Origin of the sequence: Massilia sp. YIM B02769, from assembly GCF_030411995.1 — a bacterium.
In the GTDB taxonomy this organism is placed as follows: Bacteria; Pseudomonadota; Gammaproteobacteria; order Burkholderiales; family Burkholderiaceae_D; genus Telluria.
The window spans coordinates 113,763-140,635 of record NZ_JASNRC010000003.1 but is presented as its reverse complement, the minus strand read 5'-3'; the positions used below and the strand labels follow the sequence as shown (position 1 = coordinate 140,635).

The following is a 26,873-nucleotide window of genomic DNA, read 5'->3' as shown; positions in this document are numbered from 1 at the left end:
CTAGCCGTTGCATGCGTTTCGAGCGACGCCTCACTGCCAACGGCTTCGGAGCCGTGCGTACCGCGTGGGCACGGAGTGCCCACCCTACGAAATCTTCGCCCGCAAATAAAAAAGCCAGCACGGCTAACCATGCTGGCTTTTTCGATTGCGTGACTGCTTAGAACTTGTAACCCACCGCCAGCACCACTGCCACCGGATCCAGCTTCATGTGCTGGGTCTGGCCGGTCGAGAAGTGCACGTCGGTGCGCAGGCGGCTCTTGTTGACGGTCGCGTCGACGAACCATTTCTCGCTCAGGTTCATCGCCACGCCGATCTGGCCGGTGTAGGTGAACTTGTTATCGATGTCGAAGGTCGTGGCAGGGCCGCCCGGGTTGGTCAGGGCGGTCAGCTTGCCCGAACCGCGTTCCTTCATGAAGTAGGCGTAGGTCGCGCCCAGGCCGATGTACGGACGGAAGGTCGCGGTCGGCTCGAAGAAGCGGTATTGCAGGAACAGGGTCGGTGGCAGCGCCTCGACGGTGCCCAGTTCGCCCGTGCCTTCGATCGAGCCTGCGCCCTTGATCTTGTGCTTGTACGGGGTGCCCAGCGCGACTTCGGCCGAGATGTTGTTGGTCAGGCCGTAGGCGAAGATCAGCACCGGCTGGATGTCGCGGTCGACGCCTGCCTTGGTGAACGGCAGGGCCGGACCGGTCAGGTCGCCACTCTCGACTTTCGGGGTCAGCTGGTTGAAGCCGAATTTCGCGGTCCACTGGCCGGCCGACTGGGCCGAGGCGCCGGTCGCGCATGCCAGCGCGGCAGCGGCGACGGCCATTTTCACGACGCTATTCAAACGTACTTTCATTATTTCTCCTGATTCTTATTGGAGCCGCACACCGCCCTGCTTCAGGCCGGTGCGCGGCTGAGCGCTTTGTTCTTCAGCCCGGGATTACAGCCAGCCCTTGACGGCCATATCTTTCAAGATATAGCGCGCGATCAGCCAGTACTCGTACGGGGTCGGGTGGATGCTGTCGGCATACATGAAGTGCGCGGTATCGCCAGCGACCAGGGTACGCGTGGTGCACAGCAGCGAGGTTTCCTTGACCGCCGGGTTGGCCAGGTCGCAGGCCGGCGTCGTGACGTTGCTCAGACCATAGATTTCCTTGGTCTTCGGGTTGGTCATCTGGTCGCGGCTGATGCTGTACAGGTCGACGTACAGGATGGCCGGGCTCTCGCCCAGGCCGGCCTTCAGCTGGGTGTTGAAGGCGTTGACCATGGTGTCGATCAGCGGCTGCAGCGCAGGCTGGGCGCGGCCCGACGGGGTGTTGGCCACGTCCGGCAGGTTGTTCACGACAACGTACTTGGCGCCCTTGGCGACGATATCCTTGACGATGGCGGCTTTTTCCGCGCCGGCCTTGCCCAGTGCGGCGACCAGGGTTTGCGCGTTCGCGGCGGCATACTCGGCGGCAGCCTTGGCGCCGGCGGCGGTGGCATCGGTACCGGCCTTGGCGGCAGCGGCACGCGCGGCGTCCAGGGTGGCGCCTTGTCCGACCGCAGCGCCGACAGCCGCGTTGATGATCGCGGTCTGGCCATTCGCGGCATTCGTCACGACGGCTTGCTGGATCAGCGGCAGCGCGGTTGCCGGGTTCGGGGTGGTGGCGACCAGGCCGCTGATCAGCAGGCCCGGGAAGGCTTGCTGGCCTGCGGTGGTGCCGGCCGAGCTGACGGCGGCCAGTTGCATCAGGACGTCGTTGCCGCCGGCCATGATGGTGACCAGTTCGGTGCCGCTGAACTTGCCGCCGGTCTTGGCCAGGTGCATCTGGACCTGGGTGGCGACCGGGACGGTCATTTCGCCGATTTCAGGCTTGACGACCTTGTTGCCCGGACCGATAGGATTGGTCACGCGGGCGCCGCCCTGGGCGTAGTTGAAGCAGTTGACGTTGTTGACGATCGGGACGTTGAAGTCGAGTGCCGGGTTGGCGTCGTTGTTGGTGCCTTCCAGGCCGGTCTGGGCCGCGCATGGGGCCGGCAGACGCAGTTCGGCAGCCAGCACTTCGGTCCAGTTCAGGCCGGTCAGTGCCGGATCCTTCGAGGTTTCCGAACCATTGATCGAGAACTTGCCGCCGCCGGCAACCTTCACGGCGCCGACGTTGTAGGTGCCGACGTCCGACAGGCTGTCGCCGAAGGTGACTTGCTGGCTGAAGGTGATCGGGTGGGATTGGTCGCCACCGCTGCTACCGGTGCCGCCGCAAGCGGCGAGCGCAGCTGCGGTCAGCAGTGCGAGCGCAAAATTCTTTTGACGCATTGTGTCTCCTGATGGAAAGGATGTTTTTTCTGTGAAACGAACGCCCGTGCTATTCGTGCCGTAACTAATATGCCAGTGTTCTTTCCGCTTGTATATGGGTCAATTGTCGTGTCGTCGGCAGGAGACAACAGTTGACGGGGATAAATTACTGGCAACGCGCTGGATTATAACAAGCATTAACGCTCGTTATATGTCTGACGGTAACAGGGAGGTATGTGCGGTGGATTTTTGGGGTAACCGTAGGCGTGATGCAACGCAATGGCGCGGCTCGACATGTAGGGTGGGTTCTTGAACCCACCGTCCGGATGACGCAACGACATGGTGGGTTCGAGAACCCACCCTACCGATATCACGCAACGATGAGATTAGACGTCGCGGTTGAGCAGCTTGTAGGGTGGACACCTGTGTCCACGCCGTACAGCGCCTGCATATGGCCAGGTATGCAACGGTACGACAGCGTGGACACAGGTGTCCACCCTACCACTGCAAACGAACGCATCGTACGACAGGTGGGTTCGGAGAACCCACCCTACGCTTACACGTCGCGGTTGAGCAAACCGTGCACGATGCCGGTCGAGCCGTGCGCCGCGCGGCGCAGGCGGTCGTTGACGCCCAGCCAGGCGCCATTCTGCGGCGGCGCTTCGACCAGGATCAGGTCGGCGCCCTGCCCGTCCATGGCGCGCAAGGCCGCGTACAGCGCATGCGCAAAGCCGTCCGGCGTGGCCGGCAGGCGCTGGCTGGCGTGGGCCGCCGGCAAGTCGGAATAATGGATCAGCGCGACCTTGCGGCCGGCTTCCTCCATGCGTGCCAGGGTCTGGGCCAGGGTCGCCGTGTCCTGCATCGCCACCGGCGTATGCGGCGCGTAATGCGATTCGAGCGTGCCCGAGGCGCGCGGCGCGGCCACATCGGGCGCGGCCGGCATGCGGTCGATCACGGCGGCAATCGCTTCCGCGCTCACGTGACCCGGGCGCAGCAGCACCGGCCCGTGGGTGGCCAGGCGCGACAGATCGACGATGGTCGACTCGATGCCGACTTGCGAGGCGCCGCCGTCGAGCACCAGCGCCACCGAACCGTCGGCGTCGAACTCGTCGCGTACGTGGTGCGCCAGCGTCGGGCTCACATGGCCGAACTTGTTGGCCGAAGGCGCGGCGACGCCGCCCTGCCCGCCCTTGAAGGCGCGCAACAGGGCAATCGCCACCGGGTGCGACGGGCAACGCAAACCCACCGTGTCCTGGCCGCCGCTCACCGCATCCGGGATGTTCGGGGCGCGCTTCAGGATCATGGTCAGCGGACCGGGCCAGAAGGCCTCGGCCAGCGCATGCGCCTCCGGCGGAATCTCGCAGGCCCAGTGCGCCATGTCGGCTTCCGGCGCCAGGTGCACGATCACCGGGTGATCCTGCGGCCGGCCCTTGGCGGCGTAAATGGCGGCGACAGCGGCCGGGTTCTCGGCATCGGCGCCGAGGCCGTACACGGTCTCGGTCGGGAAGGCGACCAGCTGGCCGGCTTCCAGCGCGCGCGCTCCGGCGTCGATGGCGGCCAGGTCGATTGCTCCATCCTGGCTCATGCTGCGATCCCGAGGATGGCGCAGGCTGCGCGCAATTGTTCCTGCGCCTGAGCCAGCGTTGGCGCGACGAAGCTCACGTGGCCCATCTTGCGACCGCGGCGCGGGTCATCCTTGCCGTACAGGTGCAAAAAGGCGCCCGGCAGCGCCAGCACGCGGTCCCAGGCGGGTTCGCGCGGGTTGCCGCCATCCTGGTTGCCGTCGAACCAGACGTCGCCCAGGATGTTCAGCATGACGGCCGGCGAATGCTGGCGCACATCGCCCAGCGGCAGGCGCGCCATGGCCCGCACCTGCTGGGCGAACTGGCTGGTGACGCAGGCGTCGATCGTGTAGTGGCCGCTGTTGTGCGGACGCGGCGCCATTTCGTTGACCACCAGCGAGCCGTCTTCCAGCACGAAGAATTCGATGCAGAGCACGCCCACATAGCCGAGCTCGGCCACGATGGCGCGTGCGGCATCCTGCGCCTGTTGCGCGCAGTCGGCCGACACATTCGGGCCAGGCACGGTGGTGGTGAACAGGATGCCGTCGCGGTGCACGTTCTCGGCAATCGGATACACCACGGATTGCCCGTCGGCGCCGCGTGCGGTCAGCACCGATACCTCATAGGCCAGCGGCAGCATCTTTTCCAGCAGGCAGGTCACGCCACCCATGGACTCGAAAGCGGCGCGCACATCCTCGCGGCTCTTCACACGCACCTGCCCCTTGCCGTCGTAGCCCATGCGCACGGTCTTCAGGATGCCCGGCAGCAGGTCGTCACCGATGGCGTCGATGTCTTCCAGCGAGGCAATCACTTTGTGCGGCGCCGGCAGCACGCCGGACTTGCTCGCGCAATCGACGAAGAAGCGCTTTTCCAGCACGCGGTCCTGGGCAATCGCCACGCACGCACCCGCAGGCGCGACGAAGCTGCCTTGCGCCAGCAAGTTCATGCTGTCGGCCGGCACGTTCTCGAACTCGGTGGTGACGGCGCTGCACAGGGCCGCCAGCTGGCCGAGCGCGATGCTGTCGTTGTAGTCGGCCTGGACCAGGCGCTCGGCCACCTGCCCCGCAGGGCAATCGGCGCTGGGCTCCAGCACGGCGACCTTGTAGCCCATCGCCTGGGCGGCGTGGGCGAACATGCGGCCGAGCTGGCCGCCTCCCATCACGCCCAGCCAGGTCGGCGGGTTGGCGGTGGGAAGAAACGAAGGATGCTGCGAATTACTCATACGATCTCATACTGGCAGGGTCATCGCCTGGGCGGCGGCGGTCTGGTCCTTGCGGAACTGTTCCAACTGCGCGGCCAGGGCGTCGTCGCCGGCGGCGATGATCGCCACCGCGGTCAGCGCGGCATTCGCGGCGCCGGCTTCGCCGATGGCGAAGGTCGAAACCGGCACGCCTTTCGGCATCTGCACCATCGACAACAGCGAATCCTCACCGCGCAGGTACTTCGAGGGCACCGGCACGCCCAGCACCGGCACGATGGTTTTTGCCGCCACCATGCCCGGCAGGTGGGCTGCGCCACCGGCGCCGGCGATGATGGCGCGCAGGCCGCGCGCACGCGCCGTTTCCGCATACGTGAACATCTCGTCCGGCATACGGTGCGCCGAAATGACCTGCGCCTCGAAGGGCACGCCGAACTGCTTGAGCACGTCGACGGCGTTCTTCATCACGTCCCAATCCGAGGACGAACCCATGATGACGCCGACCAGCGGCTTGACTGCGTTTTCGGTCATCTTAGACTTTCAGCTTGTCGCCGGTCAGGCGTTCGATGGCTTCGAAGTACTTGGCCTGGGTTTTCGCGATCACGTCCGCCGGCAGGGCTGGCGCCGGTGCGGTCTTGTTCCAGTCGCTCAGGGTTTCCAGGTAGTCGCGCACGAACTGCTTGTCGAAGGAAGGCGGCGACATGCCCGGCGCGTACGAATCGGCCGGCCAGAAGCGCGAGGAATCGGCGGTCAGGACTTCGTCCATCAGGTGCAGCACGTTGTTTTCGTCGAGTCCGAATTCGAACTTGGTGTCGGCGATGATGATGCCCTTGGTCGCGGCGTATTCCGATGCCGCGGTGTAGAGGGCAATCGAGACCTCGCGCATTTTCGCGGCCAGTTCGGCGCCGATGCGCTCTTCCATCTCGGCGAACGAGATGTTCTCGTCATGCTCGCCGATGTCGGCTTTCGCGGCCGGGGTGAACAGCGGCTCGGGCAGCTTGTCCGCCTGGCGCAGGCCGGCCGGCAGTTCGATGCCGCAGATTTTTCCGCTTGCCTGATAGTCCTTCCAGCCGGAACCGATGATGTAGCCGCGCACCACGGCCTCGACCAGGATCGGCTTCAGGCGCTTGGCAACCACGGCGCGGCCGCGTACCTGCTCGACTTCATCGGCAGCCACGACGCTTTCCGGCGCCACGCCGGTCAGGTGGTTCGGCACGATGTGGCCGAGTTTCTCGAACCAGAAATCGCTCATCTGGTTCAGGACCATGCCCTTGCCCGGGATCGGCTCGTTCATGACGACGTCGAAGGCCGACAGGCGGTCGGTGGTGACGATCAGGATCTTGTCGTCGCCGACAGCGTAGTTATCGCGCACTTTGCCGTGGCCAAGCAGTGGCAGGGACTGGATCGTGGATTGGTAGAGGCTGTTCATAGAAGGAGTATCAGAGAAACAGAAGCGGCGGATCCGTCGTTGGCACCCGCCCAAAAGAAACGCGGGCTGCCGCAGCAGCCCGTTCCAAACGCAATTTTACTTTACAACCTGCGCCAGCTCGCCGGCCTTGTAACGCTCGGCCATTTTTTCGAGCGGAATCGGCTTGATTTTCGCAGCCATGCCTTCGCAGCCAAACGACTGGAAGCGCGCCTTGCACACTTCCATCGCCGCTTCGCGCGCCGGCTTCAGGTAGTCGCGCGGGTCGAACTTCGACGGATTCTGGAACATGTACTTGCGGATCGCCGCGGTCATGGCCAGGCGGATGTCGGTGTCGATGTTGATCTTGCGGACACCGTGCTTGATGCCTTCCTGGATCTCTTCGACCGGCACGCCGTAGGTCTCTTTCATGTCGCCGCCGAATTCGCGGATGATGGCCAGCAGTTCCTGCGGCACCGACGAGGAACCGTGCATCACCAGGTGGGTGTTCGGGATGCGCGCGTGGATTTCCTTGATGCGATCGATGGCCAGGATGTCGCCGGTCGGCTTGCGCGTGAATTTATAGGCGCCGTGCGAGGTGCCGATGGCGATTGCCAGGGCGTCGCACTGAGTGCGGGCCACGAAGTCGGCGGCCTGGTCGACGTCGGTCAGCAGCTGCTCGCGGGTCATGGTGCCGTCGGCGCCGTGGCCGTCTTCCTTGTCGCCCTTCATCGTTTCCAGCGAACCGAGCACGCCCAGTTCGGCTTCGACGGTCACGCCGATCGAGTGCGCGAACTTGACGACCTCTTTCGAGACTTCGACGTTGTATTCGTAGGAAGCCACCGACTTGCCGTCGGCTTCCAGCGAACCGTCCATCATCACCGAGCTGAAGCCCGAACGGATCGCGGCCATGCAGACCGCCGGCGACTGGCCGTGGTCCTGGTGCATGACGACCGGGATGTGCGGGTAGGCTTCGACGGCGGCGTCGATCAGGTGGCGCAGGAAGGCTTCGCCGGCGTACTTGCGCGCGCCTGCCGAGGCTTGCATGATGACCGGCGCACCGACGGCGTCGGCCGCAGCCATGATGGCCTGCACTTGCTCCAGGTTATTAACGTTGAATGCCGGCAGGCCGTAGCTGTTTTCGGCAGCGTGGTCCAGCAGTTGACGCAGTGATACGAGTGCCATGGTTGTACTCCAGATAAAAGAAACTTTTTCAGGAGCTTCGACAACGCGAAGCCACCTTTAATCCCTGACGATCAGTCCTTGTAGGTCTCGCCCACCCGCACGATCTTGAGCGCATTGGTGCCGCCGGCCTCGCCCATCGGCGAGCCCCAGGTCACGACGATGGTGTCGCCCGGGGTGACCATGCCTTCCTTGATCAGGAGCTCTTCCGCCTTGCGCAGCACGGCGTGGCTGCCGCCTTCCTGCATCAACGGGAATGCTCGCACGTTCCGGTACAGCGAGGCCTTGCGCTGCGTCGTTTGTGACGGGGTCAGGGCGAAAATCGGGGTGTCGATGTTATGTCGGCTCATCCACAGCGCGGTCGAGCCCGATTCGGTCAGGGCGACGATCGCTTTCACGGCCAGGTGGTGCGCGGTGAACAGGGTGCCGTAGGCAATCGACTGGTCGATGCGGGTGAACTCGACGTTCAGGAAGTCCGTGTCGAGCTTGTTGTATTCGGATTGTTCCGCTTCCAGGCAGATCGCGGCCATCATCTCCACGGTCTCAACCGGGTACTTGCCAGATGCGGTTTCGGCCGAGGTCATGACGGCGTCGGTGCCGTCCAGCACGGCATTCGCCACGTCCGAGACTTCGGCGCGGGTCGGCACGGCGTTCACGATCATCGATTCCATCATCTGGGTCGCGGTGATCGCCAGTTTATTCGATGCGCGCGCCATGCGGATCATGCGCTTCTGCAGTGCCGGCACGGCGGCATTGCCCACTTCGACGGCCAGGTCGCCACGCGCGACCATGATGCCGTCCGACGCGTCCAGGATTTCCTGCAGCACAGGAATCGCTTCGGCGCGCTCGATCTTGGCGATCATCATCGGCTTGTGGTGGTAGGCCTCGCCGGCGATGTTCGCCAGCTGGCGCGCCATTTCCATGTCGGTCGCGCTTTTCGGGAAGGAAATCGCCAGGTAGTCGGCCTGGAAGCTCATCGCGGTCTTGATGTCTTCCATGTCCTTCGAGGTCAGCGCCGGCGCGGTCAGGCCGCCGCCCTGGCGGTTGATGCCCTTGTTGTTCGACAGCTCGCCGCCGACCTTGACCGTGGTGCAAATCTCGTGGCCCACGACCTTGTCAACGATCAGGACGATCAGGCCATCGTTCAGCAGCAGCTTGTCGCCGGGACGGACGTCGCGCGGCAACGCCTTGTAGTCGAGGCCGACGCGCTCCTGGTTGCCCAGTTCGCCGTTCTCGCCCCACTTCGCATCCAGCACGAACTTGTCGCCATTGTTCAGGAAGATCTTGCCCTCCTCGAACTTACCGACGCGGATCTTCGGACCCTGCATGTCGGCCATGATCGCCACCTCGACGCCGCAGGCTTCGGCGGCGCGGCGCACCAGGGCGGCGCGGTCGATGTGGTCCTGGGCCTTACCGTGCGAGAAGTTCAGGCGCACGACGTCGACGCCGGCGCGGATCATCTTGACGAGGATATCGAAATCGGTCGACGCGGGGCCGATGGTGGCAACGATCTTGGTGGCGCAATACATGTTGATCCTTGGTCTTGGAAAGAGAAGCGCAGCTCGGGGCTGCGCTGGGTGTTACCTGATGCTTACTTGGCGTTACGCTGCAGCAGGATCTCGACTGCCGGCAGGGTCTTGCCTTCCAGGAACTCGAGGAAGGCGCCGCCGCCCGTGGAGATATAGCCGATCTTGTCGCCGATGTCGTACTTGGCAATCGCGGCCAGGGTGTCGCCACCGCCGGCAATCGAGAAGCCGTTCGAGCCGGCAATCGCCAGCGCCAGGGTTTTCGTGCCTCCCGCGAACTGGTCGAATTCGAACACGCCGACCGGGCCGTTCCAGACGATGGTGCCGGCTTTATTTACCTGCTCGGCCAGCATGGCGGCCGTCTTCGGACCGATGTCGAGGATCATGTCGTCGTCCGCCACATCCGCCACATCCTTGACGGTGGCCGCGGCGGTCGGCGAGAACTCTTTCGCGCAGACCACATCCACAGGAATCGGCACCGAGGCGCCACGCGCGCTCATCATGTCGATGATTTGTTTCGCTTCGCCGACCAGGTCGTTCTCGACCAGCGACTTGCCGATGTTCAGGCCGACAGCCTTCATGAAGGTGTTGGCGATGCCGCCGCCGACCACCAGGTTATCGACCTTGCCGGCCAGGCTTTGCAGGATCGACAGCTTGCTCGACACTTTCGAGCCGGCCACGATGGCCAGCAGCGGACGCGCCGGTTGGCCCAGGGCTTTACCGAGGGCGTCGAGTTCCGCAGCCAGCAGCGGGCCGGCGCACACCACCGGTGCGAACTTGGCGATGCCGTGGGTGGTCGCTTCGGCGCGGTGGGCGGTGCCGAAGGCATCGTTCACGTACACGTCGCACAGCTTGGCCATCTTCTGGGCCAGTTCATCCGAATTTTTCTTTTCGCCTTTGTTGACGCGGCAGTTTTCCAGCAGCACAACCTGGCCCGGGGCCACGTCCACGCCATCGACCCAGTTCTGTTTCAGTTCCACCGTCTGGCCGAGCAGTTCGGACAGGCGCGCGGCGACCGGCGCCAGCGTGTCTTCCGGCTTGAATTCGCCCTCGGTCGGACGGCCCAGGTGCGAGGTGACCATGACGGCGGCGCCGGCTTTCACGGCGGCCTGGATGGCCGGCACCGAGGCGCGGATACGCGTGTCTTCGGTGATATTGCCGGCGTCATCTTGCGGCACGTTCAGGTCGGCACGGATGAAGACGCGCTTGTTTTTCAGCGCATCGCGGTCGATCAGGTCTTGCAAGCGGGTGAAACTGAGAACGGCGTCCATGGCGACTCAACAGTGAAATAATGAAAGAACGATATTCTACCTTAGCTGGCTGCGCCAAAAACGTGCAAGGTGCGCAACAGTGTGAAAGCAAGCATGCCGAATACGATCGTCTGCAGCATGTTGCGGCGCCAGAGGTAAAAACCGAGCGCGGCAATGCCGCCCAGCAGTTTCGGATTCCCCAGTTCCAGGTGCGCATTGCCGGCGCTGTCGAGCAGCAGATCCGGCCCGATGATCGCCGCCAGCGCGCAGGCCGGCGCATAGCGCAGCATGTCCTGCACGTGCGGCGGAATGCTCACCTTATGGCCGATCAGCCAGAAGCCGCTGCGGGTGATGGCCGTGGACAAGGCCAGTACGCCGATCACGGCCCAGATTTCCCAGTCAGCCATGGCGCGCTTTCTTCTTTTCGATCAGTTTTTCGGTTGCCAGCGCCGCCAGCATGCCGACGACGACCGCCACCAGCAGGCCCAGCTTATAGGGGAAGCCGTTTGCCAGCACCGCCACCGCGCCGGCGACCAGCACCCCGCACAAGGCGGCACTGTTGATGATCAGCGGCACGGTAATGCAGAGGATCGCCAGCGTCCCGGCAAAGCCCAGGCCCCACTCGCTGGGGATCGCGCTGCCGAGGAAGATGCCGATCAGCGAACCGGTCTGCCAGGCGCACCAGTTCGGGAACATCAGCCCTTTCAGGTAAGACAGCTTGCCCTTCACCGGCACCGCGGTCGGGAAGCGCTGCAGGAACATCGCCACCGTCAAGTCGCCCGAGATATAGCCGTAGAACAGGCGCTGGCGCCACGGCAGGTGCGTGAAGTGCGGCGCCAGCAGGGCCGAGAAGATCACGAAACGCAAATTCACGACCAGCGCGGTGGCGAAGACCACCCAGATCGGCGCATGCGCCACGATCAGCGGCAACGACGCCAACTGGGCGGAACCTGCAAACACCAGCAAGGTCATACCGCACGCCTGCCAGACCGTGAGCCCGGTCTTGACCATGGCGATACCGACCACCATGCCCCAGGCGGCAATGCCGAACAGCGTCGGGATGCCCGTCTTCAGGCCTTCGCGCCAGAGTTCCGGGTCGTGTTCTTCGATCAGGGGAGTCGATTGCGTGGCTGGCGGCGCGCTCATGTCGCCTTCCCGCAACAGCCTGGATGAGTTACCGCGAGAACGAAACCAAAATGATGGGACATGAAACGTCGAGAAATGAAGGTCTTGAATTCGGCCCGGCAGATGACCGTAAGGTGGGCACCCCGTGCCCACGCGTTACCTGCCTATGCGCTGGCCCGCTACCGCACGATGTCGCTCGCACCGCATCCGCGAGCCGCACGTCGATGTGATCATTCCGACATTCTACCGATCATCCCGTCCCACCGCTCGAATCCGTTAAAATCCCATCTTTACCCAAACCCTGCCCTCCGGAGAATTGCAATGAACGTAAAGACGATGCCTGTGGTCGAACTGCAGGCCAAAGACCTGCCGGCCCACTGCCCGAACCCGGCGATGCCGCTGTGGTCGTCGCACCCGCGCGTCTTCCTCGACTTCGACCATGAAGGCACGGCCAAGTGCCCGTACTGCGGCACCCAGTACCGCCTGGCCCCTGGCGTCGAGTTCAAGCACCACTGATCCGGCGCGCGGCCCGCGCCGCATGCTCATGGACTACCACGCCCCAAGGTGGCTGCCCGGCGGCCACCTGCAAACCATCTACCCCGCGACCTGCATCGCCAAGCCGCCCGTTGCCTACCGGCGCGAGCGCTGGAACGTGCATGATCCGCTGCTGGGCGACGACTTCGTCGACGTCGATTTCGTTGACGGCGAACCGGGTAAACCTTTGGTCGTGCTGTTCCACGGGCTGGAAGGTTCGTCCCACAGCCACTACGCACGCGGCCTGATGGCGGCGTTGGCCAGCCGCGGCTGGTCCGGCGCGGTGCCGCATTTCCGCGGCTGCTCGGGCGAAGCCAACCTGACGCCGCGCTTCTACCACTCCGGCGATGCCGCCGAAATCGACTGGATCATGGCGCGCCTGTGCCAGCGTGCGCCCGGCCCGCTGTACGTGGCCGGCGTCTCGCTTGGCGGCAATGCCCTGCTGCGCTGGCTCGGCGAATCCGGCCACAGCGCCGGTTTCGTCACGGCCGCCGCAGCCATCTCCGCTCCGCTCGACCTGGCGCGCGGCGGCGAAGCCCTGGGCTCGGGCCTGAACATGCTCTACACCCGCATGTTCCTGCAAACGCTGAAGCCGAAGTGCCTGGCCAAGCTCGAACAATTTCCCGGCCTCTTCGATCGTAGCGCCCTGCTCGCCGCGCGCGACCTGTATGCATTCGACAACGTGGTCACCGCGCCCCTGCACGGCTACCGCGACACCGACGATTACTGGCACCGCGCCAGCGCCCGCCACGTGCTGCACGACATCACGGTACCGACGCTGGTGCTGAATGCGCGCAACGATCCCTTCCTGCCGGGCCAGTACCTGCCCTCCTCCGCCTCGCAGGCCGTCACGCTGGAATATCCCGAAGAAGGCGGCCACGTCGGCTTCCCCGCCGGCCCCTTCCCGGGGCGGATCGACTGGCTGCCGGCGCGCATCCTCGCCTTCTTCGACGAGCTGGCGATGCGCGCGCCGAATGACAGCGAGTTATGCAATGCTCAAGCCCATGGATGACATCGTAAAACAGGCAATGGCCAAGTGGCCGAACGTGCCGCACTGCTACGGCTGGCTGGCACTCGATGCGCGCGGCGGCTGGCGCATGCGCGACGAAGCGGCGCAGCAGTCCAACGCCCCCGGCGACAAGCTGAACAATCCGGCGCTGGTCGGCTTCATCAACCGCAACTACCTGCACGACGACCAGGGCCGCTGGTATTTCCAGAACGGCCCGCAGCGCGTCTACGTGAACCTCGAAGCGACGCCTTTCATTGCCCGCACCGATCCGGCCCAGGGCATGACGCTGCAGACCGGCGCGGCGCTGCCTGCCATCGAGCGCCTGTTCCTGACCGAGTCGGGCGCAGCGATCGTGCAGGCGGGCGAGATCGTCGCCCAGGTCGATGACCGCGATGTGGCGCAATTGTTCGAGAGTCTGGAGCTGGACGGCAAGCAGGCCAGCGACGACGCCTTGCTGGCCTGGCTGGAAAGTGGTGCGGGAGCACTGACGCTGCATTACCGCGGCGCGACAGTACCGGTGGAGCGCATCGAGCGCGACGCCTTGCCGCAGCGCTTCGGCTTCGTACGCACGCCGGCGCCGGCCCAAGCTTCGAGCAATTAACGGACCGTAGCAGCTTCTCCGGCGACAAGGTACCAGACACGCAGGCCGACATCCGACGACGTCAGGTTGGCCGCAAGCCAGGGTCAGGTCTGTCATTCAGACACAGCCTCAACCGTACGGATCAAAGAAACACAAAAGGCTTCTGCTGAGAAACCAAAATTCGTGTCCAAGGCTGAGCCTGTGTCCGGATGGCAGACCTGACCCCAGTTGTTTTTAAGGCACGGTTTCTTCGAGTTCCTTCAGCTCGCGCTGGCGTTCCTTGAGCTCGCGCTCGCGGGCATCGATGACCGACTGCTCGTAGAAGGACACGTCTTTCGCCTTGCGCGCGAAATTCAGCTGGTCCACCGCGGCCGGCAGGGCGCCGGCCAGGACATACGACTCGGCCAGCGCCATGTGCTGCAGCGCGATCTTGCCCTGGCTCGAATAGGCTTTCGCCATCAGGTCATAGAGTTTCGGGTCTTCGCGGTACATGCGCACCTGGTCGCGCAGGTAGCGCGTGGCATCCTCAAACTTGCCGGCGGCGATCATCGCCTCGGCATACTGGCGTGCCAGCGCGCGCGACAGCGGGTAGGCGTTGACGGCCTGTTCGGCCTCCTTTACCGCGCCTTGTACCACCTCCTGCGGCTGCCCGGCGGCCAGCTTGATCTCGAGATCGAGCCCGGCAAACATGGCGCCGCCATCGCTGGCAGGTGCTGCCGACAGCACGCCGTCCTTCGGCTTCATGCTGGCGCGCGACTTGTCGAGCCAGCTGCGCGCGGCAGCCAGGTCGCCTTGCTTCAGGGACAGGTAAGCCAGGCCATATTGCGCAGCCACTTGTTGCTGACGCTGCGGCTGGGTCAGCTGGGTCTCGAAGGTGGTGCGGGTATCGCGCAAGCCGGTCGTGCTGCCGTCCTGCAGCACGCGCGCACGCGCCCGGGCCAGGTGGAATTCGATGGCGTCGGCGCGCTGGCGCTGCGGCGTTTCGCGGATGCGCGACTGGATGTCGGCAATGCGCTCGCCGGTCAGCGGGTGGCTGCTGAGGAAAGCCGGCATTTCGCCGTACACCTTGTTGGCGCTCTGCAGGCGCTTGAAGAAGGCCACCATGCCCGTGGTGTCGTAGCCGCCCGCGCCCATGATCTGGAAACCGACGCGGTCGGCCTCGCGCTCGGCGTCGCGGCTGAAGGCGAGCTGGCGGTCGATCGCCAGGCCCTGCCCGCCCATCAGCACGCCCATCGCCGCATCGGGGCTGGCCTTGGCCGCCAGCGCAGCCAGGATCATCGCGGCCAGCGGCAGCAGCGCATCCTGTTTTTGCTGGCCGATCATGCGCGCGATGTGGCGCTGCGACACGTGGCCGATTTCGTGCGACATCACCGAGGCCAGTTCGGATTCGGTCTGGGCCGCGATCAGCAGCCCGGAATGGATGCCGATGAAACCGCCGGGCAGCGCGAATGCGTTCAGCACCGGATCGCGCACGGCGAAGAAGCCGAAGTCGGCGCCGGTTTCGCCGCGCGCGCCGGGTACGGCGTCGACCAGGGCGCCACCGAAATGGTTCAGGTAATCGAGGATCTGGTCGTCGTCGAGGTAATCGCGGTCGCGCCGGATCTCGCGCATGATCTCTTCGCCGAGCTTGCGCTCGATGATCGGCGACAGGTCGCCGCGCGCGGTGTCGCCCAGGGTCGGCAGGCGCACGCCGGCGGCGGCGTTGGCGGCTTGGCCGGCCGGCGCTGCGCAGGCAAGACCGGTTGCGACCGACACCAGCAGGGCGGCCAGGGAACGGCGCCAGCGCCTGGAGGCGGAGGGCGTGGAAGAGCTCAGCGCGGAATAGGTCAGCGATTTCACGGTGCTATGATAACCGCATCCGCGCACGGCTTGCCGCCAGCGGAAACACTTTCTTACTCGAGCATACCAACAAGATCATGACCAGTTCCAACGCGCCCACCGACACCAGCCCGCTCACCCATTTCGACGCCAGCGGCCAGGCCCACATGGTCGACGTCGGCGCCAAGCAGGAAACCCACCGCATCGCCGTGGCCGCCGGCACCATCCGCATGCTGCCGGCCACGCTGGCGCTGATCCAGTCGGGCAACGCCAAGAAAGGCGACGTGCTCGGCATCGCCCGCATTGCCGCCATCATGGGCGCCAAGCGCACCAGCGACCTGGTGCCGCTCTGCCACCCGCTGCCGATCACGCGCGTGGCGGTGGATTTCGAGGTCGATTCAACGAACAACAGCGTACATTGCCGGGCGCAGGTGGAAACTGTCGGCAAGACCGGGGTCGAGATGGAAGCGCTGACCGCCGTGCAGGTCGGCTTGCTGACGATTTACGACATGTGCAAGGCGGCCGACCGGGGCATGGTCATGACGAATGTGCGGGTGCTGGAAAAGCACGGCGGAAAATCGGGCGACTGGACGGCGGCGGTATAGCCGTCGTTCGGCCAGCCCGAATGCCTTTCACGAGCAGGGAATCGTCTTTGCACCCGGCAGGGTACTCAGAGGCTTGAAGCCGGCTGTGGCAGCTGCGGCGTCGTCAGCGACCGCAATCTCGAAGATCCCGATCTTGCCGTCGGGGGCGCCGCATACCGCCGGCATAGGCTGGCCATCCGTCCCGCACTCGGCAGAGCGGACCTGGACGTTGGCTGCCGCCAGTTGCTCTTGCAGGGCAGTGAGCGAGAGACCGCCGCCGCTGCACTGGAGCGAGCCGGTCGCTTTAAACACTTTGATTCCGGCCACTCGGGTCTGGATGTCCGGCCCGCCACCGTCACCGCCACCGCCACACGCGCCCAACGATGCTACTGCCAAAACTGGAAGCAATATACGCATGTCAGTGTCCCTGTTAGCTAGTTTGACGACGATATCGTCGTCCGACGCTGAGTATGTACACACATTGAGTATTTGACAAGTTCCAGTTGTCATTAAATTGCCATCAAATTGTCATCAAATCCTATTGGCCGCACCAGGAAGGGCGACGCACTCGGCACCGCCCACGTTGCCAGGCAAGCTGACCTTGCCCCTACTTCACAGCGGGCAGGCTTCCCATCCACACCCGCGTGAACGCCTGGCCCATCAGGCCGACGGCTTTTCCGTTTGCCTCGGCAAAGCGTTCCATCGACTGCTGCTGGACCGACAGGGCGTTCTTTGCGAGCGCATCGGTACAGGATTGCGCCGCGGTGATGACGGCGCGCAGCATCTGCTCCTGGATCACTTTCGCTGAACTCAGGAACAACTGCTCCGTATTGGTCTTGACGACTTCCCTGTACAAGCCAGCCACGTCGGACCACATGCCAAAGAAAGGCATCGGCATGGCAGGGTAGACTGGACTTGGATATGCGTTCATGGTCGACATGCTGCTCTCCTGATGAGTAGACAAAATGGACAGGCCAATGGGGACGAACCACCGCATTGTGCGGTGCACCATCGAGTCTACTCTTCAGTTGCCTGTCTTGTCATCCACGCGCGCGGTGCTTGTCTTATTCCCGGACTTCGGCCTCGACCAGTTGCGCCAGCAGCTGTAGCGACTCTTGCCAGCCCAGGTAGCAGGCCTCGACAGGAATCACGGCAGGGATGCCTTCCTGCCTGATCTTCAGTTCCACGCCACAAAACACCTCGCCCAGCTCGACGGTCGTCTGCATCCGCCCCGGCAGTTGCGGATCGTCGAACTCGGCCGTGTAGCGCAAGCGCCTGCCCGGCTCCAGCTCCATGTATTCGCCACCGAATGAATGGCTGTGCCCGGTCGTGAGATTGGTGAAGGACATCCGGTAGCGCCCGCCGATCCGGCTTTCGATCTCATGCACGGTAGCGAAGAAGCCGTGCGGCGGCAGCCATTTGACCAGGGCGCCGGGCGTGACGAAAGCACGGTGCACGCGGTCGGCGGGGGATTTGAGGATGCGGTGCAGCTCGACGGTATTGGTGGACATGATCGTTTCCCTGTTCTGGAGTAAAGAGGACAGCCCTCTGCCGGTACGACGATCCGACAGCCGCCGTTTCGACGTACGTGACGGATTTCTTTCCAAAGTTGGCCAAAGCCGACAGCCTGGCTGCATCTGCCAAACGTGTTAAATTGCTGGTTTGCCCACGGCACAACCGTGCTTTGGCAACACATAACACCGAGACACGCTTGAAGAGGATCGAATGACATTACGCTTGCTGATGCTGGGTGCGGCCGTGGCCGCCTCCAGCGCCGTTGCCGCGCCGCGCGGCCTGACCGTGGAAGACCTGGTGACCCTGGAACGCGTCGGCGCCCCGGTGCTGTCGCCGGACGCCAGCCGCGCCGTCTACACCGTGCGCAGCACGGACATGGACAAGAACCGCGGCCATACCAACATCTGGATGGTCGACCTGCGCGGCACGAAATCTGCCCCCGCCGTCTTCGTCAGCGATGCGAGCAGCAGCACCGATCCGGAATGGTCGCCGAAGGGCGACGCCGTCTACTTCCTCTCGAGCCGCTCGGGCAGCTCGCAGGTGTGGCGCCAGCCGGCCGCCGGCGGCGCGCCGGTGCAGGTGACGAACCTGCCGCTGGACGTCGACAACTTCCGCGTTTCTCCAAGCGGCGACCGCATCGCACTTAGCATGGCCGTGTTCCGCGACTGCGCGGACCTCGCCTGCACCGAGGCGCGCCTGAAGGAACAAGCCAAGAACAAGGCCAGCGGCAAGGTCTACGACCGCCTGTTCGTGCGCCACTGGGACACCTGGAACGACGGCCGCAACGCCGTGCTGTTCTCGGCCGCGCTGGATAATAAAGGTGTCGTGACCGGCACACCGGTCAGCCTGTCGGGTTCGCTCGACGGCGACGTGCCCTCGAAGCCTTTCGGCGACCGCGAGGAATACCGCTTCAGCCCGGACGGCAAGACCGTCGTGTTCGCGGCGCGCATCGCCGGCAAGACCGAAGCCTGGTCGACCAATTTCGACTTGTACTCGGTGCCGGCCGCCGGCGGCGGCGCCCCGCGCAACCTGACGCAAGATAACCCGGCCTGGGACACCAAGGCCGTGTTCTCGCCGGACGGCCGCACCCTCGCTTACCTGGCCATGGCGCGTCCCGGCTTCGAGGCCGACCGCTACCAGATCATGCTGATGGACGTGGCCAGCGGCGCGAAGCGCAAGCTGGCGGCCGACTGGGACCGCTCGGCCGGCGGCCTGCAATGGGCGGCGGACGGCAAATCGCTCGTGGTGGATGCCGAGGACATCGGCCAGCACCGCCTGTTCCGCATCGAGGTCGCCAGCGGCAAGATCACGCCATTGACCGACAAGGGATCGATCGGCGGCTTCGACGTGCGCGGCAATACCGTCGCCTACTCGCTGGCCACCCTGAACTCGCCGGCCCAGCTGTATTCGGCGAAACTGGCAGGCGGCAAGCCGCAGCAGCTGACCACGAACAACACCGACAAGCTGGCCGACGTGCGCTTCGGCGAATTCGAGCAGTTCTCGTTCAAGGGCGCGGGCGGCGACACGGTCTACGGTTACGTGATGAAACCGTGGAATGCGACGCCGGGCGCGAAATACCCGGTCGCCTTCCTGGTGCACGGCGGCCCGCAGGGCAGCTTCGGCAATGCCTGGAGCTACCGCTGGAATCCGCAGATCTACGCCGGCGCCGGCTACGCCGCCGTGTTCATCGACTTCCACGGCTCGACCGGCTACGGTCAGAAGTTCACCGACGCCATCAGCGGCGACTGGGGCGGCAAGCCGCTCGAGGATTTGCAGAAGGGCCTGGCGGCGGCCGTCGAGAAGTTCCCATGGCTGGACCGTGAGCGCAGCTGTGCGCTGGGCGCCTCCTACGGCGGCTACATGATGAACTGGATCGAGGGTAACTGGCCGGACGGCTTCAAGTGCATCGTCAACCACGACGGCGTGTTCGATACCCGCGGCATGGCCTATTCGACCGAGGAACAATGGTTCACCGACTGGGAAAGCGGCGGCCCCTACTTCACCGTCCCGGAAAACCATGAGCGCTTCAACCCGGTGCACCACGTGAACAAGTGGAAGACGCCGATGCTGGTGGTCCAGGGCGACCTCGATTTCCGCATCCCGACCGCGCAGGGCCTGTCGACCTTCACGGCGCTGCAGCGCAAAGGCATCGAAAGCAAGTTCCTGATGTTCCCGGACGAGAACCACTGGGTACTGAAGCCGGCCAACTCGGTGCTCTGGCATCACACCGTCATCGACTGGCTCGATCATTACCTGAAACGCTGACACTGTCTGTTTCGCCCGCAAAGCCCGCTGATCCAGCGGGCTTTTTTTTGGCCAAAGTGACAATGGGCGTTTTTTCATTCCGACAAGCACTGGTATCATACCGGTCCTTGCTGGCCAGGCGGTCAGCTATCTGGATACCCACCATGCATGTTGGCCAAGCGCACGAGCTGAAACCCGAGGATATCGATTTCGAGACCATGAATCTGCAGGTCGGCACACGCCTGCAGTTCATCACGCACCGCCGCATCAAGCCGGTTCAGCATTTTTCCTGCCTGATCGGTTACCTGAAGGATGAGTACATCATTCTCAAGATCCCGATGGAAAACGGTGCGCCGATTGCGCTGGCGGAAGGCGAGCGCCTGACGATCCGGGTGTTCTCGGGCATCAAGGTGTGTTCGTTCGCCTGCACCGTGGAGCGCATCTTCATGCGGCCGCTGTTCTATGTGCACGTCTCCTTCCCACGATCCGTGCAGGGCACCAGCCTGCGCACGGCGATGCGGGTCAAGGTGGACTTGCCGGCGCGGATAGGCGGCGAGGGACACGACGGGCAGCAGGACTGCACCATCGTGAATTTGTCGGTCAGCGGCGCGCTGATCGAATCGAAGAGCCGCCTGCCGCAGGACGAGGAAGCGCTCATGCTGGCGTTTGCGCTGAAGGCACCGCCGGACAACCAGGAGGTACGGGTTGCGACCAGGGCGGCGATCCGCAATGTGAACGTGGTGCAGGCGGGGGATGGCGAGGTGTTCACCTACGGGCTGCAATTCACCGCGCTCGATCCGGTGCATTACACGCTGTTGCAGAACATGACGTACGAGGCCTTGCTGGCGGATCGGCAGAAGATTGTCTGAATTGCCGAGGCGCTGGGGCTTACGTCATTGCTATAGGCCACATAACAAGAAAGACCGCCGAGGCGGTCTTTTTGTTATGGGCCAGTCGGTTCGACCAGCCCGGTGTTGCAAAGCGTCGATTAGCCTTCGCCGCCTTCTTCTTCGTCAGCAGCACCAGCAGCGGTGCAGCCGGTTGGCATGAATTTCGCGTCAGCGAAACCAACCGTTTTGCAGCTGTACTCACCTTTGCCCGAACGGTACAGGGCGATTTTTGCGCCGGTGGCTGGAACAGCCGCCAGACGGCCTGGCGAATCGATCGTGCAGGTGATCACAGCTTCGTTAGCGGTAGCGGTCGTGGTTGGCAGAGCGTAGGTAAAGGCCGAGCAATTACCGGTGGTGGTCGGCAGGCCCGAAGCAGTGCCGTACGCTTCAGCGGTGGTAGTCTTGCCTTCGACAACAGCCATTTCGAAACCAGTCTTGCCGCCGGTGATGTCAGCGTAGGCAGCAGCTGCCTTCGACTTGGCGATGTAGTCCTGGTATGCAGGGATCGCGACAGCAGCCAGGATGCCGATGATGGCAACGACGATCATCAGTTCGATCAGGGTGAAGCCGGCTTGTGCTTTCTTGACGAATTTCATTTGTTTCATGGTAAGTCTCTCCAGAGGGGTCAGGGAATTCGGTTGGTCATGCTTTGCTTGGTGCCACGCTCAACCTATTGCAAGCGCCGTGCCAGGTCATTTCCCCACAAAATCATTAGTTTCTCTGAAACAAAAGCGACAAATTACGGCAGAGCTCGCTTTTTCGGTGACAAATTTTGTCAGCTCATGCGCAATTTCTGTCGGGCAACAGCTGAGTGCGCAAAAAATGTCGTGCCGTGCCAGGCGCAACCGGCAATAAAAAAGGGAGCCCGCAGGCTCCCTTCTCGAGACAAGAAATGTCCGGTATTACAGCATGGCCTTCAGCAGGCGTGCCATTTCCGATGGGTTCTTGGTGGCTTTGATGCCGCACTCTTCCATGATGTCCAGCTTGGCTTGCGCGGTATCGGCGCCGCCCGAGATCAGCGCGCCGGCGTGGCCCATGCGCTTGCCCGGAGGAGCGGTGACACCGGCGATGAAGCCGACGACTGGTTTCTTCATGTTGTCCTTGACCCAATGCGCGGCATTGGCTTCGTCCGGACCGCCGATTTCGCCGATCATGATGACCGCGTCGGTATCAGGATCGTCGTTGAACATCTTCATGATGTCGATGTGCTTCAGGCCGTTGATCGGGTCGCCGCCGATGCCGACTGCCGACGATTGGCCCAGGCCCAGTGCGGTCAGCTGGCCAACTGCTTCATAGGTCAGGGTGCCCGAGCGCGAGACGACGCCGATGCGGCCCTTCTTGTGGATGTGGCCCGGCATGATGCCGATCTTGATTTCGTCCGGGGTGATCAGACCTGGGCAGTTCGGGCCCAGCAGCAGGGTCTTCGAGCCGGCCTTGGCCATGCGGTCCTTCAGGGCCATCATGTCACGGACAGGAATGCCTTCGGTAATGCAGATGGCCAGGTCCAGGTCGGCTTCGACGGCTTCCCAGATGGCGGCAGCTGCGCCCGCTGGCGGGACGTAGATGACCGACACGGTTGCGCCGGTGGCGGCTTTGGCTTCCGACACGTTGGCGTAGATCGGGATGCCTTCGAAGTCTTCGCCGGCTTTCTTCGGGTTCACGCCAGCAACGAAGGCGGCCTTGCCGTTCGCGTAGTCGCGGCACATGCGGGTATGGAACTGACCGGTCTTGCCGGTGATACCCTGGGTGATGACTTTAGTATCTTTGTTGATCAGGATCGACATTTGTTTATTCCTTCGAATTAGGCGTTACCAGCTGCAGCGGCGACCACGGCCTTGGCTGCGTCTTCCATCGTATCGGCGGCGATGATCGGCAGACCGGAGTCGGCCAGCATCTTCTTGCCCAGGTCTTCGTTGGTGCCTTTCATGCGCACGACCAGCGGCACTTTCAGCGAGACGGCTTTCGATGCGGTGATCACGCCTTCGGCGATGACGTCGCAACGCATGATGCCGCCGAAGATGTTGACCAGGATGGCTTTCAGGCCTGGGTTCTTCAGCATGATCTTGAATGCTTCGGTGACTTTCTCAGCCGTCGCACCGCCGCCCACGTCCAGGAAGTTGGCCGGCTCGCCGCCGAACAGCTTGATGGTGTCCATGGTGGCCATGGCCAGGCCGGCGCCGTTCACCAGGCAGCCGATGTTGCCGTCCAGCGAGATGTAGGCCAGGTCGAACTTCGATGCTTCGACTTCGGCTGGATCTTCTTCGTCCAGGTCGCGGTAGGCCAGGATTTCCGGCTGGCGGAACAGGGCGTTGGCGTCGAAGTTGAACTTGGCGTCCAGGGCGATCACTTTACCGTTGCCGGTCAGGATCAGCGGGTTGATTTCGGCCAGCGACGAATCGGTTTCCCAGTAAGCCTGGTACAGGCCTTTCAGGTTCTGGCGGGCTTCGGCCAGCGATTCGGCAGGGATGCCGATCTTGGTCGAGATGTCGTCCGCTTCGGCGTCGGTCAGGCCGACCGATGGGTCGATCGCGATCGAGTGGATTTTTTCAGGGTTGCTGTGGGCGACTTCTTCGATGTCCATGCCGCCTTCCGACGAGGCCATCAGCACGACCTTCTGGGTCACGCGGTCGGTGACCATCGAGACGTACAGTTCCTTCTTGATGTCGGCGCCTTCTTCGATCAGCAGGCGGCGGACTTTCTGGCCTTCCGGGCCGGTCTGGTGCGTGACCAGCTGCATGCCCATGATCTGTTCTGCGTATTCCTTGACTTGCTCCAGCGACTTGGCAACCTTCACGCCGCCGCCTTTGCCACGGCCGCCAGCATGGATCTGGGCCTTGACGACCCAGACCGGGCCGCCCAGCTCTTCAGCTGCCTTGACGGCTTCTTCCACCGACATGCACGGAATGCCGCGCGGTACCGTCACCCCGAACTTCCGGAGGATTTCTTTGCCCTGATACTCATGGATTTTCATGCTGGCTTCCCTTCTTCTCTGTTACTGATTTGGATAGTTAATTAGAAACTTCGTGGAAAACTTCGACAGCGAAGTCTACTCCGGTACGGCCTTGATCGCCCAGCGAGGGTAATACTGTGCCACAGCGGGTCCATCGGCCCGCAACGCGTGGCAGCGGTCGATTTCGTAAGGACGCTCAGCGTCGCCGTCGTTGGCGGCGTTGCGCGTCTCGAACGCATCATCGGCGAAGGCCTGGATTGCCGCTGTGGGCAAGACCTGCGCCAGTTCAGTCAGGTGGGTGCAGCCGAGCACGCCGGAAAGGCGGTCTTTCAGGTGCAGCCGGAAATGCTTGGCCAGCGACATGCCGATCAGCTTTTTATAAGCGGGACCGATGGAATCGCAGTAGCCGGGGTACGGCACCGAGTCGGACGCTGCTTCGGCGTCGACGATCTCGAGGTCGCGGTTGATGGTGACGCGCAGGCGCAGGTCGTGCACGGCGGTGCCGGCGGGACGCGTGCCGGAGGCGAGCACGATGTCTTGTTCCTTGACGTCGCGGATACGCGCGTCAAGATCCCACAGACCATCGTCGCGCGCATACGCTTCGACGGTAATGGCGCGCGTGTGCCGGAGCTGGCGCGAAGCGGGAGAAGACAAGGGCATAAAAACGGTGCCGACAGGGCGGCGGTAAATGTATGCAGCCGGTGTGCTTGAATCGCACGTCGCCGCAGCTTCTGCGGCAACAACCGCTCATGCGGCGCTGCTTAAACCGTGAAAGTTTAGCACAGGCCGATGGCGGGCGCACCGTTACATGACTGAGTGACCACACTAGAGGGCGGGGTATCGCGGGAAGCGTGGCAAGCTTGCCAATGTTGCCGCTGCCCGATCCGCGATGTCGGGCGGGCGTGGGGCGGCTCAGGAAAAATCGTTGCGGAAGAAGCAGTGCTGGCCGTCGCGGTCGAGGCAGATCTGGGAGTCGCTGTCGATGGTGGCGGCCCAGACCGCATTGCCGGCTTCGGGCTCGGTGCCGTGCCAGACGATGCCGGAAAACGAGACCGACAGGGCCGGCCCGGTTTCTTCGCGCCAGGAGCCGCGGATTTCGTCGGTGTTGCGGCCGGGGCCGCTGGTTTGCAGGACGTAGTCGCCGCCGGGACGCACGTCGAGGACGACCGACATGTCGGCGGTGCTGAGGACATAGACCCCGGTGGGGGTGACGGGTGGCTGGGTGCAGCCAGCGAGGGTGGCGGTGAATGCCAGTGCGAGCAGCGCTTTCATGCTTGTCCTTCTTGTTCGCGTGGTCGCGGCGCGCGCCGTTGCCAGGACGACGGACGCCGTGTCGATTGCGGCAATGCGCCGCGGTCCGGCCGCACGGGGCGGCCGCCGGCAAGCCCCAGCGCGCAGCACCATCCGTCGTTGAGGAATATGCGGGCGCATATCAACGAATGGCGCTCCGCGCTGGCGCCTGCTTCATACGAGAGTGAAACGTGATGGCCCGAAGCGCGACGACTCAGAACGCGTCGTCGTCTTCCGGCGCACCCTTGAGTGCTTCGCGCACGGCGCCGCTGGAAAAGCCGCGCGCCATCAGGAAGCGCATCTGCTTGCTGCGCTCGGCCGCATCTTGCGCCACGGTGCCGAACTTGCGGCGCCAGACGTCGACGGCGCGCGCCTTTTCGCTCGAGGCCAGCTCGGACTTGAGCTCGGCCAGGGCTTCGCCGTTGACGCCGTGGCTTTGCAGCTCGGCCACGACCCGGCTGTTGCCGTAGCGGGAGGCTTTTCGGTGAATCAGGGATTCAGCGAAACGCTCCTGCGACAGCCAGTTGTTCTTTTCGAGGAAATCGAGGAGGGCTTCGACGTCGTCGCCCTCCTCGGCATGGCGCGCCAGCTTGCGCCCCAGCTCGAGCCGGCTGTGCTCCCTCATGGAGAGGAAGCGCAGCGCCCGTGCTTTCAGGCTCAGCGGTGGCGCGCGCATGATGCTGCCAATGTTGCCGATACTGCGTAGGACACCTTCAAGCTTATTCCGACACGGCTTTCAGCTTCGCCTTGTCGTCGTCGCCAGCTGGCGCAGCGGCAACCGGCGGCAGTTCGCGTACGCCCAGCGCGGCGCGGACCTTGTTTTCGATTTCGCGTGCCAGTGCCGGACGGTCTTTCAGGAACTGACGTGCGTTATCTTTACCCTGGCCAATGCGTTCGCCGTTGTAGCTGTACCAGGAACCCGACTTCTCGACGATCTTGTTGTCGGCGCCCAGATCCAGGATTTCGCCTTCGCGCGAGGTGCCTTCTCCGTACAGGATGTCGAAGTGGGCTTCCTTGAACGGTGGCGCGATCTTGTTCTTGACGACCTTGACCTTGGTTTCGTTACCGATCACCTCGTCGCCCGACTTGATCGAACCGGTACGGCGGATGTCCATGCGCACCGAGGCGTAGAACTTCAGCGCGTTACCGCCGGTCGTGGTTTCCGGGCTGCCGAACATGACGCCGATCTTCATACGGATCTGGTTAATGAAGATCACCAGGGTGTTGGTACGGTTGATCGAGCCGGTGAGCTTGCGCAGCGCCTGCGACATCAGGCGGGCTTGCAGGCCCGGCAGCGAGTCGCCCATGTCGCCTTCGATCTCGGCGCGCGGGGTCAGTGCCGCCACCGAGTCGATGACCACCAGGTCGACCGAACCCGAACGCACCAGGGCGTCGGTGATTTCCAGGGCCTGTTCGCCGGTGTCGGGCTGCGAGATCAGCAGCTCGTCGAGCTTGATGCCCAGCTTTTGCGCATAGCCGACGTCGAGCGCGTGCTCGGCGTCGATGAAGGCGCAAGTGCCGCCGAGCTTTTGCATCTGGGCGATGGTCTGCAGGGTCAGCGTGGTTTTACCCGACGACTCCGGACCGTAGATTTCCACGATACGGCCGCGCGGCAGGCCGCCGACGCCGAGGGCGATGTCCAGGCCCAGCGAGCCGGTGGACACGGTTTGCACTTCTTCGACCGGTGCATTCGCGTCCATGCGCATGACCGAGCCCTTGCCGAACTGCTTTTCGATTTGCGCGAGGGCGGCAGCCAGCGCCTTGCCTTTTTCGGAGGCATTTACTGCGGATTTTTTGTCGTCCATAATTTTCTTTCAGTCTTGGAGGTAACCAAGGTGTGGGCGCCGTCGCGCGTTTCAATAGCTAGTACTGTATAAAAATCCAGTGGTTTTGGCAAGCGAAAAAATGAAATGTCGGTTTGAGAAAACTCGCATTGTTGCGCTAAATCAAACAC

The 26,873-nt window shown here is 63.6% G+C and carries 28 protein-coding genes; 6 read left to right on the top strand and 22 right to left on the bottom strand.

All coding sequences use genetic code 11. The features are described 5' to 3' along the window. Window positions 1-157 precede the first annotated feature (157 nt). The 11 genes from QPK31_RS05755 to QPK31_RS05705 form a co-directional block, all read right to left on the bottom strand. Complete coding sequence (locus tag QPK31_RS05755; protein WP_290421987.1) at window positions 158-838, bottom strand: OmpW family protein; 681 nt, start codon at window positions 836-838, stop codon at window positions 158-160. An 84-nt stretch (window positions 839-922) separates the two neighbouring features. Continuing rightward, entirely contained in the window at window positions 923-2,278 is a 1,356-nt protein-coding gene (locus tag QPK31_RS05750; protein ID WP_290421986.1) for an SGNH/GDSL hydrolase family protein, read from the bottom strand. A 535-nt stretch (window positions 2,279-2,813) separates the two neighbouring features. Further along, window positions 2,814-3,842, bottom strand: a complete 1,029-nt coding sequence (locus QPK31_RS05745) for an L-threonylcarbamoyladenylate synthase (protein ID WP_290421985.1) — start codon at window positions 3,840-3,842, stop codon at window positions 2,814-2,816. Next, on the bottom strand, window positions 3,839-5,041 hold the full coding sequence (locus QPK31_RS05740) for a 5-(carboxyamino)imidazole ribonucleotide synthase (protein WP_290421984.1): 1,203 nt from the start codon (window positions 5,039-5,041) through the stop codon (window positions 3,839-3,841). The genes QPK31_RS05745 and QPK31_RS05740 overlap by 4 nt, the downstream gene beginning before the upstream one ends. Before the next feature lie 6 nt (window positions 5,042-5,047). Further along, window positions 5,048-5,548, bottom strand: a complete 501-nt coding sequence (gene purE, locus QPK31_RS05735) for a 5-(carboxyamino)imidazole ribonucleotide mutase (protein ID WP_290421983.1) — start codon at window positions 5,546-5,548, stop codon at window positions 5,048-5,050. A gap of 1 nt (window position 5,549) precedes the next feature. Further along, window positions 5,550-6,446: a phosphoribosylaminoimidazolesuccinocarboxamide synthase gene (locus tag QPK31_RS05730; RefSeq protein ID WP_290421982.1), complete on the bottom strand. Its 897-nt coding sequence runs from the start codon at window positions 6,444-6,446 to the stop codon at window positions 5,550-5,552. Between the two features lie 96 nt (window positions 6,447-6,542). Continuing rightward, on the bottom strand, window positions 6,543-7,607 hold the full coding sequence (gene fba, locus QPK31_RS05725) for a class II fructose-bisphosphate aldolase (RefSeq protein ID WP_229439213.1): 1,065 nt from the start codon (window positions 7,605-7,607) through the stop codon (window positions 6,543-6,545). Window positions 7,608-7,678: 71 nt separating this feature from the next. Then, window positions 7,679-9,133 carry a pyruvate kinase gene (pyk, locus tag QPK31_RS05720; protein WP_290421981.1) on the bottom strand — a complete coding sequence of 485 codons (1,455 nt, stop codon included), beginning with the start codon at window positions 9,131-9,133 and terminating at the stop codon, window positions 7,679-7,681. A gap of 62 nt (window positions 9,134-9,195) precedes the next feature. After that, the gene (locus QPK31_RS05715; RefSeq protein WP_290421980.1) at window positions 9,196-10,401 is read right to left on the bottom strand and encodes a phosphoglycerate kinase; all 1,206 of its coding nucleotides are present in this window, start codon (window positions 10,399-10,401) and stop codon (window positions 9,196-9,198) included. 41 nt (window positions 10,402-10,442) lie between these two features. Next, on the bottom strand, window positions 10,443-10,787 hold the full coding sequence (locus QPK31_RS05710; RefSeq protein WP_290421979.1) for an AzlD domain-containing protein: 345 nt from the start codon (window positions 10,785-10,787) through the stop codon (window positions 10,443-10,445). Then, window positions 10,780-11,526: an AzlC family ABC transporter permease gene (locus tag QPK31_RS05705; RefSeq protein ID WP_290421978.1), complete on the bottom strand. Its 747-nt coding sequence runs from the start codon at window positions 11,524-11,526 to the stop codon at window positions 10,780-10,782. The genes QPK31_RS05710 and QPK31_RS05705 overlap by 8 nt, the downstream gene beginning before the upstream one ends. A gap of 300 nt (window positions 11,527-11,826) precedes the next feature. Between QPK31_RS05705 and QPK31_RS05700 the strand changes: the two genes are divergently transcribed. Genes QPK31_RS05700 through QPK31_RS05690 form a run of 3 tightly spaced genes read left to right on the top strand, consistent with a single transcriptional unit; the run spans window position 11,827 to window position 13,649 of the window. Continuing rightward, window positions 11,827-12,021, top strand: coding sequence for a zinc-finger domain-containing protein (locus tag QPK31_RS05700; protein ID WP_290421977.1), 195 nt, complete (start codon window positions 11,827-11,829; stop codon window positions 12,019-12,021). A gap of 28 nt (window positions 12,022-12,049) precedes the next feature. Continuing rightward, entirely contained in the window at window positions 12,050-13,051 is a 1,002-nt protein-coding gene (locus tag QPK31_RS05695) for a YheT family hydrolase (RefSeq protein WP_290422277.1), read from the top strand. Next, window positions 13,044-13,649: a DUF2946 family protein gene (locus QPK31_RS05690; RefSeq protein WP_290421976.1), complete on the top strand. Its 606-nt coding sequence runs from the start codon at window positions 13,044-13,046 to the stop codon at window positions 13,647-13,649. Before QPK31_RS05695 ends, QPK31_RS05690 begins: the two co-directional genes overlap by 8 nt. 213 nt (window positions 13,650-13,862) lie before the next feature. Here the strand turns inward: QPK31_RS05690 and QPK31_RS05685 are convergent, their stop codons facing one another. Next, window positions 13,863-15,386: a M48 family metalloprotease gene (locus QPK31_RS05685; RefSeq protein ID WP_374045787.1), complete on the bottom strand. Its 1,524-nt coding sequence runs from the start codon at window positions 15,384-15,386 to the stop codon at window positions 13,863-13,865. Window positions 15,387-15,544: 158 nt separating this feature from the next. Here QPK31_RS05685 and moaC point away from each other — a divergent pair, with 158 nt between their 5' ends. Beyond that, a complete protein-coding gene (gene moaC / locus QPK31_RS05680; RefSeq protein ID WP_290421975.1) occupies window positions 15,545-16,051 on the top strand; it encodes a cyclic pyranopterin monophosphate synthase MoaC in 507 nt (168 codons plus the stop codon). Between the two features lie 27 nt (window positions 16,052-16,078). On the opposite strand, the gene QPK31_RS05675 is transcribed toward moaC, so the two are convergent. The 3 genes from QPK31_RS05675 to QPK31_RS05665 all read right to left on the bottom strand — a co-directional run bounded on the left by QPK31_RS05675 (window position 16,079) and on the right by QPK31_RS05665 (window position 17,541). Beyond that, complete coding sequence (locus QPK31_RS05675) at window positions 16,079-16,447, bottom strand: hypothetical protein (RefSeq protein WP_290421974.1); 369 nt, start codon at window positions 16,445-16,447, stop codon at window positions 16,079-16,081. A gap of 190 nt (window positions 16,448-16,637) precedes the next feature. Beyond that, window positions 16,638-16,970: a hypothetical protein gene (locus tag QPK31_RS05670; protein WP_290421973.1), complete on the bottom strand. Its 333-nt coding sequence runs from the start codon at window positions 16,968-16,970 to the stop codon at window positions 16,638-16,640. A 124-nt stretch (window positions 16,971-17,094) separates the two neighbouring features. Beyond that, window positions 17,095-17,541 carry an SRPBCC family protein gene (locus tag QPK31_RS05665; protein WP_290421972.1) on the bottom strand — a complete coding sequence of 149 codons (447 nt, stop codon included), beginning with the start codon at window positions 17,539-17,541 and terminating at the stop codon, window positions 17,095-17,097. 214 nt (window positions 17,542-17,755) lie between these two features. On the opposite strand from QPK31_RS05665, the gene QPK31_RS05660 reads away from it, so the two are divergent. Both QPK31_RS05660 and QPK31_RS05655 read left to right on the top strand, forming a co-directional pair. Continuing rightward, window positions 17,756-19,810 carry a S9 family peptidase gene (locus tag QPK31_RS05660; protein ID WP_290421971.1) on the top strand — a complete coding sequence of 685 codons (2,055 nt, stop codon included), beginning with the start codon at window positions 17,756-17,758 and terminating at the stop codon, window positions 19,808-19,810. A gap of 143 nt (window positions 19,811-19,953) precedes the next feature. Further along, a complete protein-coding gene (locus tag QPK31_RS05655; protein WP_290421970.1) occupies window positions 19,954-20,658 on the top strand; it encodes a flagellar brake protein in 705 nt (234 codons plus the stop codon). A 119-nt stretch (window positions 20,659-20,777) separates the two neighbouring features. Here the strand turns inward: QPK31_RS05655 and QPK31_RS05650 are convergent, their stop codons facing one another. The 7 genes from QPK31_RS05650 to recA form a co-directional block, all read right to left on the bottom strand. Further along, the gene (locus QPK31_RS05650; RefSeq protein ID WP_290421969.1) at window positions 20,778-21,284 is read right to left on the bottom strand and encodes a pilin; all 507 of its coding nucleotides are present in this window, start codon (window positions 21,282-21,284) and stop codon (window positions 20,778-20,780) included. Between the two features lie 297 nt (window positions 21,285-21,581). Beyond that, window positions 21,582-22,463: a succinate--CoA ligase subunit alpha gene (gene sucD / locus QPK31_RS05645; protein WP_290421968.1), complete on the bottom strand. Its 882-nt coding sequence runs from the start codon at window positions 22,461-22,463 to the stop codon at window positions 21,582-21,584. Window positions 22,464-22,480: 17 nt separating this feature from the next. Beyond that, the gene (sucC, locus tag QPK31_RS05640) at window positions 22,481-23,650 is read right to left on the bottom strand and encodes an ADP-forming succinate--CoA ligase subunit beta (RefSeq protein WP_290421967.1); all 1,170 of its coding nucleotides are present in this window, start codon (window positions 23,648-23,650) and stop codon (window positions 22,481-22,483) included. 75 nt (window positions 23,651-23,725) lie between these two features. Beyond that, on the bottom strand, window positions 23,726-24,289 hold the full coding sequence (locus QPK31_RS05635) for a DUF2889 domain-containing protein (RefSeq protein WP_290421966.1): 564 nt from the start codon (window positions 24,287-24,289) through the stop codon (window positions 23,726-23,728). A 252-nt stretch (window positions 24,290-24,541) separates the two neighbouring features. Beyond that, a complete protein-coding gene (locus QPK31_RS05630; RefSeq protein WP_290421965.1) occupies window positions 24,542-24,901 on the bottom strand; it encodes a hypothetical protein in 360 nt (119 codons plus the stop codon). A 232-nt stretch (window positions 24,902-25,133) separates the two neighbouring features. Next, window positions 25,134-25,595, bottom strand: a complete 462-nt coding sequence (gene recX / locus QPK31_RS05625; protein ID WP_290421964.1) for a recombination regulator RecX — start codon at window positions 25,593-25,595, stop codon at window positions 25,134-25,136. A gap of 43 nt (window positions 25,596-25,638) precedes the next feature. After that, on the bottom strand, window positions 25,639-26,724 hold the full coding sequence (recA, locus tag QPK31_RS05620; protein WP_290421963.1) for a recombinase RecA: 1,086 nt from the start codon (window positions 26,722-26,724) through the stop codon (window positions 25,639-25,641). Between the last annotated feature and the right edge of the window lie 149 nt (window positions 26,725-26,873).